Origin of the sequence: Natrarchaeobius versutus (genome assembly GCF_041205745.1) — an archaeon.
GTDB classification, from domain to species: domain Archaea; phylum Halobacteriota; class Halobacteria; order Halobacteriales; family Natrialbaceae; genus Natrarchaeobius; species Natrarchaeobius versutus.
The window spans coordinates 180,944-198,598 of the sequence record NZ_JBGFCC010000010.1; the positions used below are offsets into that span (position 1 = coordinate 180,944).

The window sequence follows — 17,655 nt, forward strand, 5'->3', positions numbered from 1 at the left end:
ACGGATTCCTGTACCGATTTATGAGCGCAACCGCGACTTGGGCGGCGGTTGCGCTGGAAATGACTGGCAGCAGACCGTATGAGGAACCGCTCGTCCGAACCGACCTCATCGGCTCCGGGAGCGGTCGCTCGTCGCCCGCGAAGTCGGGATCACGGATCGGCCGGCCTGCCTTCTCGCACGTTCACGGCCATTCCCGTATCAAAATCTTGGATCGCCGCCGCGTCGAGTTGTGCCGTTCCGACCGCGAGTAACTCGCCGCGCTCGTGGACGACCAGGACCTCGTCTCCCGGCCGAATCTCCTCGCCCGCCTCGAGGACGAACTTCGAGAAGACGTTCTTTTCCTCCCGGACGAACGGTTCGCTCTCGTCGTCGACGACCACGCGATACGCCGGGTGTTCGAGCGCCTCGAGGAGGCGGTAGCCGCCCTCGAGGCCGAGCGTAAATCGGCCGTCGACGCCGAAGGAGACGAGACGGCCGTCCTCGCAGTGGACCTGCTGGGGACGACCGGAGGTCGTCCGCTTGATCGACAGCGACTCCGCTCTCGGAAACAGCGCCTCGCCGGTCCCCGCCCCGAACTGGTAGTCGGCGATCGTCCGCAGGCTCGAGAGATCTGCACTCCCGTCGGCTGACTCGCTCATCGTCTACGGGTTCGCGCGACGAGGCGAAAGCCCTTCGATCGATCCCCACGCTGACTCCTACCGTCGTGGTCGTCCTGTCACTGATCCTACCGTCGTGGTCGTCCTGCCATCGATCCCGCCGTCGTGTTCGATCTGTCACTGACCGCGGCGGTCTGGCGATCAGGGCTATTATATAGACAGGGCAACTACTCGGCTTCAGATGGATTTCGCGCAGATCGGCATCGGTATCGGTCTTCTCGTGGTCAGCAGTCTGACGTTCCTGGGCACGTCCGTACTCGCCTCGAGCGTCATCGCCGCGTTGACCGGTGTCGCGCTGGTCGTCGGCGCGCTCGCGGTGTGTACGAGCGTAGCGCGGGATGCGAAATTTTCGAGGTAGCTCGACAGTTAGAGCAAGAAAGTGTCGGCGCGTTCGTTCAGGTCCAGAAAGGTGTCGGCTTCGTCGATCAGTTCTTCGGCGGTCGAGGATTCGAACGCCATCACTTCGACCCGAACGCCCTCGTGTCGGAGATGCGAACACAGCCGAGAGAAGTCCCCGTCGCCCGTACAGAGAACGATCGTGTCCACGTGATTCGCGAGCGTTACGGCGTCTAAGCTCATGCCGACGTCCCAATCGGCCTTTTTCGTCCCGTCGGAGAACGTCTTGATGTCTTTGATCTTCGCCTCGAATCCGATGTCGATCAACGCATCGAAGAAGCTCTCCTCCTCGGGCGCGTCCGCGCGGATGACGTAGGCGATCGCACGGGTTAGCTGGCGGTTCTGTACGGCCTTCTCGAGCAACGCGGAGTAGTCAATATTACGGCTGTGGAGACTCTGAGCCGTATGGTAGAGGTTCTGGGCGTCGACCAGAACCGCGACGCGCTGTCCCGGATGAATTTCCGTCACGACCGATAGTGGGACGGCCTCACCTAAAAATTACCGCGGTCGAACGTCTGCCTCCCGGCCACGTCATCGAGCGGGACAGACGTGACACGTTCTCACGATCGCGGAGTCGTCAACCCGCGTCAGTAGCGGAGCTTCTCGATTCGCTTCTCCGTCGGTGGGTGCGTCGAGAACACCTGCTGGAGCAAACTGCGGTCGGCGTTGAAGATACACAACGCGTTGACACCGCTGTCGTCGACGCGGGATTCGCGACCTTCAGCGCCCTGGGAGATCTTCTCGAGGGCGCGGGCGAGCGGCTCGCCGGTGCCGATGTACTGGCGGGCGGTGTCGTCGGCGACGTACTCGCGGTACCGGGAGATGGCCATCACGAGGATCATCACGAGGAAGTTCGCGACGATCGAAGCGACCCACGCCAGGACGAAGCTCGCGGGGTTGTTCTCGCCGATCGCCTGGACGACGAAGAACACGGCGTAGCCGACGATGGTCGCGATCGACTGACCGAGGACCATCATCACCGTATCGCGGTTTTTCAGGTGGGCGAGTTCGTGGGCGACGACGCCCTCGAGTTCGTCCTCGTCTAGGATCTGCATGAGTTCGGTCGAGACGACGACGACGCCAGCGCCCTTTCGTCCGGTCGCGAAGGCGTTGGGGACGCCCATGCTTGTGACCATCAGCCGGGGCTTCTCGAGTCCCATGTCTCGCGAGAGGGATTCTGTCATCCGGTGGACGCGGGCGTACTGGCCCTGATCCGGCATGTCCTCGGCGCCGGCGCTTCTGATCGCGAGCCACTTGCCGAGTTTGTACTGGCCCACGGGTAACAGGACGACCCCGAGGAGGACCAGCGGTGCCAGCGAGACACCAAAGGTCTCGACGAGAAACCACGCCGCGACCAGATAGAGGCCGAATAGGATGCTTCCGACGAACGCCATCCGAAGCTGTAAGCCAGTCTTGTTCATGCTCGCAGGGAGGGGATCGATCCTATAAATATCGTCGAAAGCGGATCCGAATGTTACACTGTTGATGTATCCGACTCGAGAAGGTAACGGGTGCTCGGAAAAAAGCAGGCTCGCGGGGTTCGGAGCCGATCAGAACGACCCCTGGTCGACGAGGCCGAGTTGGCGCATGAATCCCAGGGCGTCGTCGTTGACGTATCGTTCGCTCAGTCGGCCGTCCTCGATTCGATCGAACATCATGCCGGTGACGGAGATCTCCGCGCCGGTCGGCTCGACGCCGAGCAGTTCGCCGTCGTGGGTGCCGGTCGTTCTGAACCGCGTCGCGACCGTCGTATCGTCGGCGACCATCGATTCGGTCTCCATCTCGAAATCCGACATCGCACCGCGGAAGTTCTCGACGAGCCAGCGGTACCCCTCCGGTCCCTCGACGTCTTCCGTGACCATCGGGTTGTAATAGACGAAATCCTCGGTCACCAGATCTGCGATCGCCTCGAGATCCGCCTCGTTCCAGACCGTCTCGATATCCCGCCGCACTACCGCCATCGATTCGTCAGTCGGCATCGTCGTATCACCGCATCTCGTACGCCAGCGAATCTAATAACGGATTTCGACGATTTTACTGATCGACCGGAATCGGAGAGTGACCGGCCGACTGGCGTCTCCGGGGATGGCGACCAGCCCGGTCATCTCGATGTCGAACCGCCTAACAGGTGGGAGTTCGACTGTCGGCGCGGCCAACCGGCGCAATCACGTTTGTTGGTGCCACGACCAGCCGGCGTGAACCCAATTGGCGCCACGGCCGGCAGGCGCGGGTTCGACACAGAAGTCGAGAGAAGTCACAACGGATAAGTTCGTCCGGGTGTCTCTTTCGAGTATGCGCCGCGTCGCTCGTCCGCCCGTTCGCTCGCCCTCGAGCGGCGCCGTCCTCCGTTTTCCGAAACGTAAACGCGTCTGACTGTGCTCGAGGCGGGAGTGGCACCCCGTCGCGGGCGCGCTTCGACGCGAACCGCTCGACCGATAACCACTACCGACCAGCGGACCCACAGCGAACCAGCAACCGACTACACCACCGACAATGAGTTCAGAAATCGACTTCACGGGCGTCTTTCCGGCGATGTGTACGCCCTTCGACGAGGACGAACGGATCGACTACGAAACGCTTCAGGCCGACGCACAGCGACTCGAGGCGGCGGGCGTCGACGGGCTCGTTCCCGTCGGCTCGACCGGAGAAAGCGCGACGCTGACCCACGACGAACACGTCCGGGTCGTCGAGGCCGTCATCGAGGCAGTCGACGACGTCCCCGTCATCGCGGGGTCGGGCTCGAACAACACCCGCGAGGCGCTCGAACTCTCCGAGCGCGCGGCCGACGCGGGTGCCGACGGTCTCCTCCTCATCTCGCCGTACTACAACAAGCCCGAACAGCGCGGGCTACTCGACCACTACCGGACGATCGCCGACGCGGTCGACCTCCCACAGATCGTCTACAACGTCCCCTCGCGGACGGGACAAAACCTCGAGCCGGATACCGCCGTTTCCCTCGCGAGCCACGAGAACGTCGCCGGCTACAAGGCCGCAAGCGGTGATCTCGGCCAGATCGGCGAGGTGATCGAACGCACGCGAGACGAGGAGTTCGCGGTACTCTCGGGCGACGACGCGCTCACACTCCCCATGCTCTCGATCGGCGCAACCGGGACGATCAGCGTCGCGGCGAACGTCGAACCCGAACGAACCTGTGCCATGGTCGGCGCCGCCCTCGACGGCGACTACGAACGCGCTCGAGCCCTCCACCACGAACTCGGGGAGCTCTTTCGGGTGCTGTTCGTCGAGACCAACCCCATCCCAGTCAAGGAAGCGATGCAGATCCGCGGCTACGGCCCCGCACGGCTCCGCCCGCCGCTCTCTCGGCTCGCCGAGGAGTATCGATCCGAACTCGAGGCGGTGCTCGCTGATCTCGCGGGCGAGCGAACGGCGGTCACCGACGGTGCCGGCGACCGTCTCGAAGACGGCGAATCCGGCTCGAGTGCGACCGGCTCGAGTCGCGAGGGCGAGCGATGACGGTCCGACTCGGCGTCACCGGCGCGACCGGGCGCATGGGCCGCGAGGTGATCGCCGCGGCCGGCGGTCACGAGGAGTGTGAGGTCGTCTTCGCGGTCAACCGCGATCCGGACGGCGAGGCGGTCGACGGCGTCGAGGTCGAGTCCGCCGCGGCGTTCGACTCGCTCGTCGTCGAGCGCGAACCGACCGCGGTCGTCGACTTCACCGGCCCCGAGTCGGCCGTCGAATACGCAACGGCCTGCGCCGAGGCGGGCGTGGCGTTCGTCACCGGCACGACCGGCTTCGACGACGCCGATCTCGAGGCGCTCACAGAGGCCGCCGAGGACGTTCCCGTGCTTCGAGCGCCGAACTTCGCCCGCGGCGTCCAGGCGCTGGTCAACGTGGTCGGCGAGGCGATCCAGAACTTGCCGGGCTACGACGTCGAACTCCTCGAGACACACCACAACGGCAAGCGCGACGCACCGAGCGGAACGGCGAAGCGACTGCTCTCGGAGATCGAAGCCAACGGCGATTTCACGGGCCGAACGCACGGCCGGGAAGGCGATCAGCCCCGCGAGGCGGGCGAGATCGGCGTCCACGCGCTCCGGGCCGGCGACGTGACGGGCGAACACGAGATCGTCATCGCGGGCAACCACGAGGAGGTTCGGCTGACCCACCGCGCCGAGGACCGGGGCGTCTTCGCCGCCGGCGCGGTCGACGCCGCGGTCTGGCTTGCCGGCCGCGATCCCGGCAGCTACGAGTTCGCGGACGTCATCGCCGACTAAGCGGTCGCGTTCCTCGGTTACGCTCCTCGAGTCGGGTCCCTCGAATCGCGTTCTTCGAGTCACGTTCCTCGAACACTCCCGTCGGGCCGGCCACGAGCCACGTCGAATGGATGGTATTTTAGCCCTGCACTCGCGACGTTCGGACGATCATGAGTACGCTCGAGGCGGACGTCGTCGAACTGTGGGAACGCAAGGAGAACGGCGAGGTCGACGCCGAGTCGGCCGGCGAGGACGAACTCGCGACGCTCGAGGAGTTTATCGGGGCGCTCGAGGCCGGCGACGTTCGCGCAGCCGAAAAGCAAGACGGTGAATGGAAGGCCAACGAGTGGGTCAAACAGGGAATCCTGCTCAACTTCGGCCTGCGCGAGACGGAGTCCCGCGAGTACGGCGGCGTCACGTACAACGACGTCCTGCCGCTCGCTGACACCAGCGAGTACGGCGACCGCGGCTCGCGGAACACGCCCGACGGCACCGTCGTTCGACAGGGCGCCCACGTCGGCTCCGATTGCATCCTGATGAGCCCCGCGTTCGTCAACATCGGCGCCCACGTCGGCGACGGGACGCTCGTCGACTCCTGCGATACGGTCGGCTCCTGTGCCCAGATCGGCGAGAACGTCAAACTCGGCGCGAACACGCTCATCGGCGGCGTCCTCGAGCCGGTCGAGGACGCCCCCGTGATCGTCGAGGATAACGTCTCGCTCGGGGCGGGCTGTCGCGTCACGAGCGGGTTCGTCGTCGGCGAGAACAGCGTCGTCGGCGAGAACACCCTCCTGACGCCCCGGATCCCCGTCTACGACCTCGTCGAAGAGGAGGTGCTCTACGGCGAACTGCCAGCAGACCGGCGCGCGTTCACCCGGTTCGTCGAGTCCTCGATCAGCGACCACGACCTCTTCGAGGGCGGCGCGTACAAGCCGGCGGTCGTCGCGACCGACCTCGCCGAGGAAACCCTCGAGGCGACCGAGCGAGAAGACGCACTGCGGGAGTAAGCGTTCCATCGCGTCGTTCGTCGGCGTCACATTTTATGCGTATGTGTACGTACACAGCCACATGGGGACGAAAACGATCTCGTTGGCGGACGACGCCTACGAGAAGCTCAAAGCACACAAACGGGAGGGCGAGAGCTTCAGCGACGTCGTGCGACGACTAACCGGTGGCGTCACGCTCGCCGAGTATCACGGCGCGCTCGAGGAGGAGACCGCCGACGAGTTGGCCGCGATCGTCGATCATCGCCGCGAGGAACGTGCCGACACGCACCGGGAACGCGTCGCGGAGTTTGTCGACGAGCTGGACGAATGATCCTCGATTCGACGTTTCTCATCGACGTATTGCGGGGCTCGAGCGACGTGGCAGGCGTGGTCGAGGACGTCGACGCGACCGGTTCGCCGTTCGTGAGCGCGGTGACCGTGATGGAACTCTACGAGGGAATCCACCTCGCTGACGCGAGCAAAGCCGAGCAAACGAAGGTGCGAGAGTTACTCACCGATATCGACGAACTTCCGTTCGACAGAGAGTGCGCCATGCGAGCGGGACGGATCAACGCAGATCTCGTTTCGTCCGGCGAACCGATCGACGAGACTGACGTGATGATCGGGGCGACGGCGCTCGTCCACGACCACTCCGTCGTGACCAGAAACGTGGGCCACTTCGAACGAATCGACGGTCTCGGTGTGATCTCGTACTGACCGGTGAAAGCCCACCGGCACGGCTGTCCTAGAGGCGGTGATCGAGACCGATATACGAACCGAGCCGTCTGACAACTTCGTCGACCAGCCGTTCGTCGAGGACGCCGAGTTCACGATCGATTCGACTCGAGTCGACTGACGCGACCGCCCACGGAAGAATCGAACTGTCTTTCGGGAGACCGCCGTCCAGGAGATCGTCGTCGTCGATCGGAACGCGCTCGTCGTACCACGTTTTGGGCGAGAGTGTAAGTGCGATGTATTGGCCGCCGTGAAATGGCGTCTCATCTGTACCGATGATCAGCCAAGGTCGACTTGCACTGTCGCCCTTGAATGGGTCGTCCGCGAAGACGATCGTTCCTCGATCGTACGTCATTCGCTCGCTCGTTCACTCGCTTCGATCCATTCGTCGCGATCCTCTTCGCCGTAGAGATCGTTGAATAGCTGGTTCGCCCGATGGAACTGGTACGCACGGCGAAGCCGTTCCGTATCATCCGTAATGGCCCAGTACGAGCCCTTGTGCCGGACGAGATTCTGTTCTTTCAGTCGGTTGAGTACCGCCGAGATCGAGTTTTCGTTGACGTCCGCCCGGTCGCCGATCGTCGCTGCCTTCCACGCCTTGTCCCTGTTCTCGTAAAGGAATCGAAGTACTCGTTCGGCGTTACTCGGCTCCTCGAGTTCCTCGGGAGCGCGTTCCTCGAAGTCCTCGATATCGATCGACATATGCGGAGCCACGGGCCGAACCGATAAAAGCGTATCCTCAGTATCAGTAATACGGGACGTATTCTGTATTCTCTGTATTCTCTGTATTCCACCGGAAGTAAGTATTGACCGACTACACGGTGTCGCCGGTCGTTCTCGAAACCGAGACGCTCGAGGCGACCGAGCGCGAGGACGCACTGCGGGAGTGAGCGTTCCATCGCGTCGTTCGTCGGCGTCACATTTCGTTGCCGCGAGGAACGTGCCGACACGCACCGGGAACGCGTCGCGGAGTTCGTCGACGAGCGATAGTAGCCACTGAACGTCATTGTACACCTGATCGCCAGAGGGGTCGGCGACCAGTGTGTGAATCGTTTCAGTTGTTACTATAGACGACTGATCCTCGATTCGACGTTTCTCATCGACGTATTGTGGGGCTCGAGCGACACGTCGGTACTCGAGCCGACCCGATTTTTCGGTTACGTTATCTCGTCGACGTCAAAATCCCACGCCCGCGAGTGAGGATATGCCAACTCCTGATAGGAAAGGACGTGAATTCCGTATTTTGACTGTACGTAGTTAGCTGATTCCTCGACGTAGTTTCGGGACAGAAGCAGGGCCACCCTCTCCGTATTCGATTCGTTCGATCTCCCGAAATACGCCGTCTGGAGTCGACCGGCGACAAATGCTGAAGTAGCCACTCATAGGAGTGTCGTAGAAGTAATTGTAGACGAATCGGTGCACCCGGTCGTACTCCTGTAACCGATCAGAGAGCCATCGGGCGTGTGCCGTTTCGCCCCGCTGTGAGGTCCGGATCGGCGTCTCCATTTCGCTCGTGAGATAGCCTCGAGGCAGTTCGAGGACGAGCGTGTCAGCCCAGACGAAACACGTATCGAAGAAGCTCCCCGGCGCTGTTTCGAACTCAGCTGGTGCGAGCGCGCCTGCGATCGTTTCAGGAGACGTTTCGCACCGACGAAGTTCGATTGTCAGATAGCGAAACGAGGACACGTCCAATGATGGTTTGTTACCGATTATAATCATTTCGTCAATGGGAAACTGGGAATTGGATATCTACGTTCTGGCGAGAAACGTAATTGGAACGTTCCGATACGCATCAATCGCGACCGTCAACGAATAGAACCGTCCGCAGGCTGTGATCCAAGAATTATTTCTGAGATTCGCCTTGGTTTGTGGGCCCTTCTAACTCGCTGGCATCGAGTTCTCCCTCGAGATATTGCCCACCCAGATCCGTGATTTCGTAATAGCCCTCTTCGACTCTGTTGACTAACCCGTAGTCAACCAGCACTGATAGCCGACGACTGACGCCAGTCCGGTCTCGATCGATATTTCTCGCGATAGTTGTGGGACCCAGTTCTAACCCGGTATTGAGAGCCTCGAGAATCCGCTCATCTGTCGGATTCTGCATCCAATTTCCGGGTTTTCTCATCATTGAACCCTAACGCGCGATCTTCTTACGTGATTCGAAATGTCTGAATTACTATGCAATATCGTAGAAATAGTTCAACGATATCGTAGAAGAATTTATAATAGTTGTCGTGGACTGGTTAGTTAGCGGGAGTTCCAGGCGAGACAACCACTCGGTTGGGCCCGCGTCGAAAATGCGGATCGGTGGTCGTGACACCGGATCCGCGGCGGCTCCCGTATGTACGGTACGAAAGCCATGTTCGAGGATACTCCCAAGGACCTTGAAGGTCCCGAACGACGAGATGAATCACTCGAGAACCCGACGCGACTCGTCACGGACGGTCGACTCGGCACCGTTCAGGTCGGCACAGACGATGACCACCGGATTACCACCGATGGTGGCCGGGACATGGCACCCGACCGATTCGCGCTCACCCTCGAGTATACGACGATAGATGGCCGACGCCAGCGCGTCACGTTCGTCCGGGGTGGGGACGACGCCCGGCGGATCACCCACGAGCGCCGCGATGGCGAGTGGTGTGAAACCGGTCGTCAACTGATTTCGGATCTCGCTGTCCGGTTCGACGACCGCTCCGGTCGGTTCGCCAGTCAGAATACCGGGCCGTAGGAGGTAACTCAGGGACATCGGCTTTCAATCGGCGCCCGTGTGGTGCGGCGGCCGCTGGATTGACCGCGACGTTACGATCGATCTGGAGTTATAGTAACAACTGAAACGATTTACACACTGATCTCCGATCAGTCTGGCGATCAGATGTGCAATGACTTTCAGTGGCTACTATAGTTGTAGAACGCACGGACATCTGGTAGTGTTTGTAGCGACACTTGGGACTCTCGAGGTCGGCGTTGAACCCGTGTTAGAGATGGCCACTCGGCAAATAAGGCTGTAAAAATGAAACAACAGACTACATGCCAGAGAAAATGATCTCTATCATGCTCTTAAAAGCAAATAACATATAAATACTGACGATATGATGAAAATGGCGCTTAGAATGAACGGGAAGATGTTTCTTCCCGGACCCCCCAGTCCAATTAAAGCATAAATTAAACCAATGATGAATAAAACAATACATATGAGTGTGTAAAAGAACATCTTTAATAATTCTTTTCGTTTATTCCGAAAGGGTTCATCTATATTTGTATCATCTACAACCTCTTTGCTATTATTATCTGAATTTTCAGAAGACATTGTAGTAATTTAGATGTTGATCGGAATATACTTTCCGACATATGAGACAGCCAACTGGCTCCTAGTCGTCAATTATGATTTCATAATATCGTGTGTCTCTATTGTGGTCTTTCAGTTTATAGTCCCCAAACGCGTTCACTTCAAACTCAGCATATGGATTTGCAGCACCGAACGGGTAGCCGAAGATGGAGGCCACGTCATAGTTACAAAAATCGTCGATACAGCAACGCAGGCTGTGCTCGATCTACACTGCTCAACGACGTTAGAAGGCAGCGATACAGATCTTTGTGAGCAAATCGCCCGCCGGAACGCGGGCGATCTGCGCTCTCTGACCGCTGATAAGGGCTACGACAAACAACAACTCCGCGAACGGCTCCGTGAACTCGACATTCGCCCGCTGATCAAACACCGAATCTTCGCACCGTACGATCACGCACACAACGCACGCATTGACGAAAATCGGTACGCTCAGCGGTCAATGACCGAAACCGTTAACTCTGCCGTTAAGCGCTCGCTCGGCTACGCCGTGCGGACGTGGAGCTGGTATCGAGAGTTCTGTGAAATCGAACTGATTGGCGATTCAACAAAGCCGAATAACTCGAGCGGGCCTGCACCACACCCGAAAACCACGGAGACGAACCCAAACCCTTGAATCCTCGCGGTCACTTGAAGCGGGTAATGACCGATCTCGCGGATTCGCCGGCGGTTCGCCGGCTTACGGACTGGGACACGGAGCGCCTCGAGTCGCTCGCCGAAACGCACGACACGCCGCTGTACGTGATGGACCTCGATCGCGTGAAGGAGAACTACGCGCGGTTTTCGGCGGCGTTCCCGGACGCCGACGTGATGTACGCGGCGAAAGCCCACACCGGCAAGGCGGTCCTCGAGGCGGTCCTCGAGGCCGGCGGGACGATCGAGTGTGCGGCCTGGGGGGAACTCCAGCGCTCGATCGACGCCGGCGCCGATCCGAACGAACTCCAGTACACCGCCGTGAATCCGCCGGATCACGACCTCGAGTACGCAACCGACCTCGCCGATGACGCGCCGGGGTTGACGATCACCATCGGCGCGACCGACACCCTCGAGCGCCTCGCAGAGCGGGGCTACGACGGGCGGATCGCCATCCGCATCAACCCCGGCATCGGAACGGGCCACCACGAGAAGGTCGCGACCGGCGCCGACGCGAAGTTCGGCATTCCCTACGAGCAGGTCCCCGAAGTCGCAGAGCGCGTCCGCGAGAGGTTCGACCTCGTCGGCATCCACGCCCACGCCGGCAGCGGCGTCCTCACGGAGGGACTCGAGGATCACTGCCGCGCGATCGAACGCGTCGGCGAGATGGCCCGCCGGGTCGGCGATTCGGACCTCGAGTTCGTCGACGTCGGCGGCGGCTACGGCGTTCCTTACCGCGAGGAGGACGACCCGCTGGATCTCGAGAAAACCGCGACGATGGTCCGCGACGCGGTCGGCCCGCTCGAGGCGCAACTGAAACTCGAGCCCGGCCGCTACGTCGTGGCCGACGCGGGGCTCATCTTGACGACCGTAAATACGATCAAGGAAGCGCCCGACACCACCGTCGTCGGCGTCGATGCCAGCCTCTCGACGCTGATCCGACCCGCGATGTTCGGCTCCTATCACCCCATGCTGAACGTCAGCGCACCCGAGCGCGACCCGCTCGAGGTCACCGTTGGCGGCCCGGTCTGTACCAGCGCGGACGTCTTCGCTCACGACCGGCCGATCGCCGAACCGGAGCGCGACGATATCCTGGCGATCGGCAACGCCGGTTCCTACGGTTACGAACTCGCGAATCAGTTCCACTCCCAGCCAAAACCCGCCGAGGTCGCCCTCGAGGACGGCGAGGCCCGCGTCGCGCGCCGGCGGGAGACGCTCGAGGACGTGACGCGGCTGGAACAGTGATGGCGTTCGATATCGCCACCTTCCACGCCGACGCCGTCCGAACGCCCTCCCACGAGGACGTCTCCGAGATGCGCGAGTTGCTGTGTGAGACGCTTCGCGGCGCCGGGTTCGAGCCCGCGGTCGACGACCTCGGAAACGTCCTGGCGACTCGAGGGGACGCCAGTGCCGACGGCCCGCACGTCGTTTTGAACACCCACATCGATACGGTCGCGCCCCACGTTCCCTACGAGCGCTCCGACGGCGAGGATTCAGACGCCGGAGACGTCGTCCGTGGACGGGGCGCCTGCGACGCGAAGGGGCCGCTCGCGGCGTTGCTCGCCGCCTTTCTGCGCGTCGAGCCCACGGCCGGCAAACTGACGCTCGCGATCACGCCCGACGAGGAGACGCTGATGACCGGCGCGGCCGGATTGGAAGCGGAACTCGAGGCGGATGGCTACGTCGTCGGCGAGCCGACCAGCCTCGACGTCTGCATCGCCGCCCGCGGTCAGTGTGAAGGAACGATCACGATCGAGGGCGAGAGCGGCCACGCCGCGAGTGTGTCGGCCGACCGCAATCCGGTGTTCGGGCTCGAGCGCATCCTCGCGGCCCTCCGGGCGTACGACGAGGACGCCGGGCCTGGCGCCGACCCCGTACTGGGCGAGCCGAAGCTAACGGCGACGGCGCTCTCCGGCGGCGAGGCCCCCAATCGCGTTCCCGAGTCCTGTCGACTCACGTTCGACCGGCGAAGTGTACCACCGGAGACGAGCGAGTCGTTCCGGGCCGATCTCGAAGGATACCTCCAGGAGCACGTTCCCGACCCGCTGTCGGTGAACGTGGACCTCATCCGCCCGGACACGCCGTTCCCGACGGCGTTCGTCACCGACGACGACGCCGATCTCGTCCGGACGTTGCAGGCGGCAAGCGGCGGCGAAGTTCGCCCGTTCGGCGCGGCGACCGAGGCCGGCTTCTTCGCGGCCGACGCGCCGACGGTCGTCTTCGGACCCGGCGTGCTGGCCGACGAAGAGGGCGCGGTCGCCCACGCCGAGCGCGAGTACGTCCGCCTGTCGGCGGTGGAAGCGGCGGCCGACGCGCTCGAGGAAGCACTTCAGACCCTCGTCGGCTGATTTGGTAGTCACACAGCCAGTCTCCGATGAGACGGGATCGGTAGGGCCAGCGGTCGGTCGGACACTCGAGTGGATGTGTCTCGACCTCGAGTTTATCCTGATCGACGGTGAACCGGCCCCATGAGCATTATCGCGGAGTTTTCGGTGAGATCGGACGATTTCGCGCTAAATCGTGCGCTCACGGCGGCGCCGCAGATGGTCGTCGAGATCGAACAGGTCGTGGCGACGATGGAGGATAGGGTGATGCCGTATTTCTGGGTGACCGGCGGCGACCACTCGGAGTTCGAAACGGCGTTTCACGAGGACGAATCCGTGACGGACGCCACCCCGATCGACGAGGTAGACGACGCCAGATTGTACCGCGCTGAGTGGACACAAAACGTCGAAACGATCGTCTACGCGTACGTCGAACTCGGGGCAACGATCCTGCAGGCGATCGGGAGGGACGAAAACTGGGAGCTACGGATGCGATTCGACGACCGGAACAGTCTCTCGCAGTTTCAGGACTTCTGTGCGGACAACGGCATCTCGTACGAACTCAACCGGATACAAGAACAGGAACAGCCGATGGCGAGCGCCCAGTACGACCTCACGACGAAACAACGCGAAACGCTCGTGACCGCGCTCGAGGCGGGCTACTACGAGGTTCCGCAAGCGGTGACGATGGGCGAACTCGCGGACCGGATGGACGTCTCCCAGCAGGCGCTTTCGAAGCGATTTCACGCCGCACACAGGAACCTCATCACGAGTACGCTGACGTTCACCCATCCGGATGACGAATGAGGTAGTCCTCGACCGTCCCGCGTATTCCGATCGAAGTGGTCTATACAACCCGTTATCTCTTCCGCAAGGCGAGCCTTTATACGCACATGGACGGTCCCGAGCAGAAACAGGAAACCGACGACGGGACGGGCGACGAGCGGATGAAAGTCGCCGCACGGTGTCACGAGTGCAACGCGGTTTACTCCGCCTGGATACTCTCCGACGACACCGTTCAGCCCATCGGTCGAAAGGACGGCTGTCGGTGTGGTTCCTCGGAGTTCGAGGCTATTTCGAAATAACGACCAACTGTTACTCGAGTGTGGGGTACGGACGCGAGACCGTGAAGATTATCCGAGGTCGTCCACCAGTTCGCTCGCGACGCCGGTGTACCCCGTCGGCGTCAGCGCGTGCAGTTCCTCGCGGACGTCCTCGTCGACCTCGAGGTCGTCGAACATCGCCCGGAAATCCTCGAGCGAGACGTCCTTTCCGCGGGTGACCGCCTTGACTCGCTCGTAGGCGTCTTCCTGACCCTCGCGACGGAGGATCGTCTGGACGGCTTCGCCGATGATCTCGGGGGTCGACTCCAACTCCTCGCGCATGACGGCCTCGGTGGGGACGACCTTCGAGAGGCCGGCGGCGGTCTTGGCGTAGCCGATCAGGCAGTGTGCGAACGCGCCTCCGATGTTGCGCTTGACGGTCGAATCGGAGAGGTCGCGCTGGAGCCGGGAGGTGGTGACGTAGTCGGCGAGGAAGCCGAGGTCGGAATTCGCCTTCGAGAGGTTGCCCTCGCTGTTCTCGAAGTCGATCGGGTTGACCTTGTGGGGCATCGTCGAGGAGCCGGTTTCGCCGGCAACGGCCTCCTGTCCGAGGTAGCGATCGGAGACGTAGAGCCACATGTCCAGATCCAGGTCCAACAGGACGTCGTTCGCCCCGCGGAAGGCGTCGAAGACGGCCGCGAGGTCGTCACACGGGTTGACCTGGGTCGTCAGAGGTTCGAACTCGAGGGCCAATCCGTCGGCGACGAACGACTCGGCGACGGCCTGCCAGTCGACGTCGGGGTAGGCCGCGACGTGGGCGGCGTACGTCCCGGATGCGCCGCCGAGCTTGCCGCTCAGGTCGTCGGTCGCCGCGCGAATCCGGCCGGTCGCACGACCGAGACGGGAGGCGTAGACGGCCATCTCCTTGCCGAAGGTGGTCGGCGTCGCGGGCTGGCCGTGCGTGCGGGCGAGCATCGGCAGGTCACGATACTCTCGAGCCATCTCCGCGAGTGCGTCCTGGACGTCGTACAGCGCCGGCAGGAGGACCTCGTCGACGGCGTCGCGGACGAGCAATCGGTGAGCGAGGTTGTTCACGTCCTCGCTGGTCAGCCCGAAGTGGATCCAGGCCGAGGCGTCGCTGTCCGCGGGCAGGCGGTGGCGAACGAAGTACTCGACCGCCTTGACGTCGTGGTTCGTCGCCTCGAAATCCGCGTGGCCCTCCGTCTCGAGTTTCTTGATCAACTGGGCGTCCTCCTCGGCGAAGTGTTTGTACAGCCCCCGGAGGTGCTCGCGATCCTCGATGGTCAACTCGAGCGGCGTCGCCTCGAGGTCGGCGAGTGCGATCAGGTACTCGACTTCGACGCGGACGCGGGCGCGCATGAGCGCGGCCTCGCTCGCGTACGGCGACAGCGGTGCGGTCCGGCCACTGTACCGTCCATCGAGCGGCGAGACGGCGTACAGTGCGTCGGTGTCGGTCATCGTCCGAGTCTTTCTAGCGCGCTCTAAAAGCGTATCGAAAACGGGACCGGAAAGAGCCACGAGTATGCATACCCGATGAGTCTCGCGACTAAATAGAACAGAAATAATGCAAGGACGTGAATAACGTCGGCGTCGAGACCGCAATCACTTTGTCGCTCGCGGGTGGCGATGGAACTATGACGCGAATCGCCGGGATGGCCGGCAACCGGGGGCGCAACCTGTTGAACATCGCCGATCGAGCACCGGGCGGAGCCGAACTCGAGGTGATTCTGACGAACAGCGAGGACGCGCCGGTCCTCGAGTCCGCGGCCGAGCGCGGAATCTCGACCGAGGTCGTCCCGCTCGTCGACGGGATGGATCGACGCGAACACGAGGAGGCCGTCCTCGAGGCCCTGTCGGGCTACGAGTTCGACCTGGTCTGTCTCGATGGCTACATGCGCATTCTCTCGGAGACGTTCCTCGAGGGTGCGCCGACGACGCTGAACGTTCACCCCTCGCTGTTGCCGTCGTTTCCCGGCATGGACGCCTGGGGCGATGCCCTCTCTGCCGGCGTCTCCGTGACGGGCTGTACGGTTCACGTCGTGACGGACGCGACGGACGGCGACGGCGAGGTTATCGAGGAGGAAGTCGACGCCGGTCCGATCGTCACCCAGGAACCGATCCCGATCTACGAGGGCGACGACGCCGACAGCCTGAAAGAGCGCGTCCTCTACGACGGAGAGTTCCGCGCGTACCCCCGGGCCGTGAAGTGGTTCGCCGAGGGTGCGGTAGACGTCGACGAAGCCGCCGGCGAGGTCACCGTCGAGGTCGACGTGGCGAGTGCCGACGACGCCGGACACGATGGGCTTCCCGGTCGCCGAATCGTCTCGAGCGACCGTCTCAACACCCTCCGATACGGCGAGAACCCCCACCAGAACGCCGCGGTGTACGCCGACTACACCTGCGACGAGGCGAGTGTCGTCCACGCAGACCAGTTGAACGAGGGCGCGAAAGCGCTCAGCTACAACAACTACAACGACGCCGACGGTGCGTTGAACCTGATCAAGGAGTTCGACGAGCCAGCCGCCGCGGTGATCAAACACACCAACCCGGCCGGCTGTGCGACGGCTGACTCCCTTTCGGAAGCGTACGAGAAGGCGCTCTCGACGGATCCGATGAGCGCCTTCGGCGGCATCGTCGCCCTCAACCGCGAGTGCGACGCCGACACCGCCGCGGCGATCGTCGACTCGTTCAAGGAGGTCGTCGTCGCCCCCGGTTACACTGACGACGCCCTCGAAGTACTGTTCGAGAAGGACAATCTGCGCGTGCTGGATGTCGGCGAACTCGGCGAGCGAACGGACCGCTTTACCGAGAAGCCCATCGTCGGCGGCCGACTCGTCCAGGAACGAGATCTACAGACCATCTCGGTCGACGATTTGGAGGTCGTTACCGAACGCGAACCGACGGAGGAGGAACTCGAGTCGATGGTGTTCGCGTGGCAGACGCTCAAGCACGTGAAATCGAACGGCATTCTGTTCGCCGACGGCACCGAGACGGTCGGCATCGGGATGGGGCAGGTTTCCCGCGTCGACGCGGTTCGGCTCGCGGCGATCAAAGCCGACGAACACGCCGAGGGGAAAGACGCCGAGGGTGCCGTGATGGCCTCGGACGCCTTCTTCCCGTTCCCGGACGGTATCGAGGAGGCCGCGGAGGCGGGCATCGAAGCGGTCGTCCAGCCCGGGGGATCGGTCAACGACGACGACGTGATCGAGGCGGCGGACGAACACGGCATTTCGATGGCGTTTACGGGTCAACGGTCGTTCAGACACGACTGAACAAGCGCGGACTGGTGAGCGACGAC

At 62.4% G+C, this 17,655-nt stretch carries 20 protein-coding genes and 1 pseudogene; 13 read left to right on the forward strand and 8 right to left on the reverse strand.

Annotated elements, in window-relative coordinates:
- Window positions 1–149: 149 nt before the first annotated feature.
- On the reverse strand, window positions 150–638 hold the full coding sequence (locus AB7C87_RS20565) for a PUA domain-containing protein (protein ID WP_369731385.1): 489 nt from the start codon (window positions 636–638) through the stop codon (window positions 150–152).
- Window positions 639–837: 199 nt separating this feature from the next.
- On the opposite strand from AB7C87_RS20565, the gene AB7C87_RS20570 reads away from it, so the two are divergent.
- Window positions 838–1,014 (forward strand): hypothetical protein, encoded by a 177-nt coding sequence (locus AB7C87_RS20570; RefSeq protein WP_369731386.1) that lies wholly within the window; start codon window positions 838–840, stop codon window positions 1,012–1,014.
- 8 nt (window positions 1,015–1,022) lie between these two features.
- Here the strand turns inward: AB7C87_RS20570 and AB7C87_RS20575 are convergent, their stop codons facing one another.
- The 3 genes from AB7C87_RS20575 to AB7C87_RS20585 all read right to left on the reverse strand — a co-directional run bounded on the left by AB7C87_RS20575 (window position 1,023) and on the right by AB7C87_RS20585 (window position 3,031).
- Window positions 1,023–1,520: a LabA-like NYN domain-containing protein gene (locus AB7C87_RS20575; RefSeq protein ID WP_369731387.1), complete on the reverse strand. Its 498-nt coding sequence runs from the start codon at window positions 1,518–1,520 to the stop codon at window positions 1,023–1,025.
- 119 nt (window positions 1,521–1,639) lie between these two features.
- On the reverse strand, window positions 1,640–2,473 hold the full coding sequence (locus AB7C87_RS20580) for a M48 family metallopeptidase (RefSeq protein ID WP_369731388.1): 834 nt from the start codon (window positions 2,471–2,473) through the stop codon (window positions 1,640–1,642).
- 129 nt (window positions 2,474–2,602) lie between these two features.
- Window positions 2,603–3,031: an ester cyclase gene (locus tag AB7C87_RS20585; RefSeq protein WP_369731389.1), complete on the reverse strand. Its 429-nt coding sequence runs from the start codon at window positions 3,029–3,031 to the stop codon at window positions 2,603–2,605.
- A 514-nt stretch (window positions 3,032–3,545) separates the two neighbouring features.
- Between AB7C87_RS20585 and dapA the strand changes: the two genes are divergently transcribed.
- From dapA to AB7C87_RS20610, 5 genes are all read left to right on the forward strand, one after another.
- On the forward strand, window positions 3,546–4,526 hold the full coding sequence (dapA, locus tag AB7C87_RS20590; protein WP_369731390.1) for a 4-hydroxy-tetrahydrodipicolinate synthase: 981 nt from the start codon (window positions 3,546–3,548) through the stop codon (window positions 4,524–4,526).
- Complete coding sequence (gene dapB, locus AB7C87_RS20595) at window positions 4,523–5,290, forward strand: 4-hydroxy-tetrahydrodipicolinate reductase (RefSeq protein WP_369731391.1); 768 nt, start codon at window positions 4,523–4,525, stop codon at window positions 5,288–5,290. Before dapA ends, dapB begins: the two co-directional genes overlap by 4 nt.
- Before the next feature lie 149 nt (window positions 5,291–5,439).
- Window positions 5,440–6,276 carry a 2,3,4,5-tetrahydropyridine-2,6-dicarboxylate N-succinyltransferase gene (locus tag AB7C87_RS20600; RefSeq protein WP_369731392.1) on the forward strand — a complete coding sequence of 279 codons (837 nt, stop codon included), beginning with the start codon at window positions 5,440–5,442 and terminating at the stop codon, window positions 6,274–6,276.
- 61 nt (window positions 6,277–6,337) lie between these two features.
- Window positions 6,338–6,586, forward strand: coding sequence for an antitoxin VapB family protein (locus AB7C87_RS20605; RefSeq protein WP_369731393.1), 249 nt, complete (start codon window positions 6,338–6,340; stop codon window positions 6,584–6,586).
- Window positions 6,583–6,972 carry a type II toxin-antitoxin system VapC family toxin gene (locus AB7C87_RS20610; RefSeq protein ID WP_369731394.1) on the forward strand — a complete coding sequence of 130 codons (390 nt, stop codon included), beginning with the start codon at window positions 6,583–6,585 and terminating at the stop codon, window positions 6,970–6,972. The genes AB7C87_RS20605 and AB7C87_RS20610 overlap by 4 nt, the downstream gene beginning before the upstream one ends.
- Before the next feature lie 28 nt (window positions 6,973–7,000).
- On the opposite strand, the gene AB7C87_RS20615 is transcribed toward AB7C87_RS20610, so the two are convergent.
- The 3 genes from AB7C87_RS20615 to AB7C87_RS20625 all read right to left on the reverse strand — a co-directional run bounded on the left by AB7C87_RS20615 (window position 7,001) and on the right by AB7C87_RS20625 (window position 9,115).
- On the reverse strand, window positions 7,001–7,345 hold the full coding sequence (locus tag AB7C87_RS20615; protein ID WP_369731395.1) for a type II toxin-antitoxin system PemK/MazF family toxin: 345 nt from the start codon (window positions 7,343–7,345) through the stop codon (window positions 7,001–7,003).
- A complete protein-coding gene (locus AB7C87_RS20620) occupies window positions 7,342–7,692 on the reverse strand; it encodes a MarR family transcriptional regulator (protein WP_369731396.1) in 351 nt (116 codons plus the stop codon). Before AB7C87_RS20620 ends, AB7C87_RS20615 begins: the two co-directional genes overlap by 4 nt.
- Before the next feature lie 1,141 nt (window positions 7,693–8,833).
- Complete coding sequence (locus AB7C87_RS20625) at window positions 8,834–9,115, reverse strand: winged helix-turn-helix domain-containing protein (RefSeq protein WP_369731397.1); 282 nt, start codon at window positions 9,113–9,115, stop codon at window positions 8,834–8,836.
- Between the two features lie 216 nt (window positions 9,116–9,331).
- On the opposite strand from AB7C87_RS20625, the gene AB7C87_RS20630 reads away from it, so the two are divergent.
- The 6 genes and pseudogenes from AB7C87_RS20630 to AB7C87_RS20655 all read left to right on the forward strand — a co-directional run bounded on the left by AB7C87_RS20630 (window position 9,332) and on the right by AB7C87_RS20655 (window position 14,378).
- Window positions 9,332–9,721 carry a hypothetical protein gene (locus AB7C87_RS20630; RefSeq protein WP_369731398.1) on the forward strand — a complete coding sequence of 130 codons (390 nt, stop codon included), beginning with the start codon at window positions 9,332–9,334 and terminating at the stop codon, window positions 9,719–9,721.
- A 781-nt stretch (window positions 9,722–10,502) separates the two neighbouring features.
- Window positions 10,503–10,952: pseudogene (locus AB7C87_RS20635) on the forward strand (transposase); the annotation flags it as partial.
- A gap of 26 nt (window positions 10,953–10,978) precedes the next feature.
- A complete protein-coding gene (gene lysA / locus AB7C87_RS20640; RefSeq protein WP_369731399.1) occupies window positions 10,979–12,214 on the forward strand; it encodes a diaminopimelate decarboxylase in 1,236 nt (411 codons plus the stop codon).
- A complete protein-coding gene (locus tag AB7C87_RS20645; protein WP_369731400.1) occupies window positions 12,214–13,317 on the forward strand; it encodes a M20/M25/M40 family metallo-hydrolase in 1,104 nt (367 codons plus the stop codon). The genes lysA and AB7C87_RS20645 overlap by 1 nt, the downstream gene beginning before the upstream one ends.
- A 120-nt stretch (window positions 13,318–13,437) precedes the next feature.
- Window positions 13,438–14,100, forward strand: coding sequence for a helix-turn-helix domain-containing protein (locus tag AB7C87_RS20650; protein WP_369731401.1), 663 nt, complete (start codon window positions 13,438–13,440; stop codon window positions 14,098–14,100).
- A gap of 86 nt (window positions 14,101–14,186) precedes the next feature.
- A complete protein-coding gene (locus AB7C87_RS20655) occupies window positions 14,187–14,378 on the forward strand; it encodes a hypothetical protein (RefSeq protein WP_369731402.1) in 192 nt (63 codons plus the stop codon).
- 48 nt (window positions 14,379–14,426) lie between these two features.
- Here the strand turns inward: AB7C87_RS20655 and purB are convergent, their stop codons facing one another.
- Window positions 14,427–15,815 carry an adenylosuccinate lyase gene (gene purB / locus AB7C87_RS20660; protein WP_369731403.1) on the reverse strand — a complete coding sequence of 463 codons (1,389 nt, stop codon included), beginning with the start codon at window positions 15,813–15,815 and terminating at the stop codon, window positions 14,427–14,429.
- Window positions 15,816–15,991: 176 nt separating this feature from the next.
- Between purB and purH the strand changes: the two genes are divergently transcribed.
- The gene (purH, locus tag AB7C87_RS20665; protein WP_369731404.1) at window positions 15,992–17,629 is read left to right on the forward strand and encodes a bifunctional phosphoribosylaminoimidazolecarboxamide formyltransferase/IMP cyclohydrolase; all 1,638 of its coding nucleotides are present in this window, start codon (window positions 15,992–15,994) and stop codon (window positions 17,627–17,629) included.
- Window positions 17,630–17,655 lie beyond the last annotated feature (26 nt).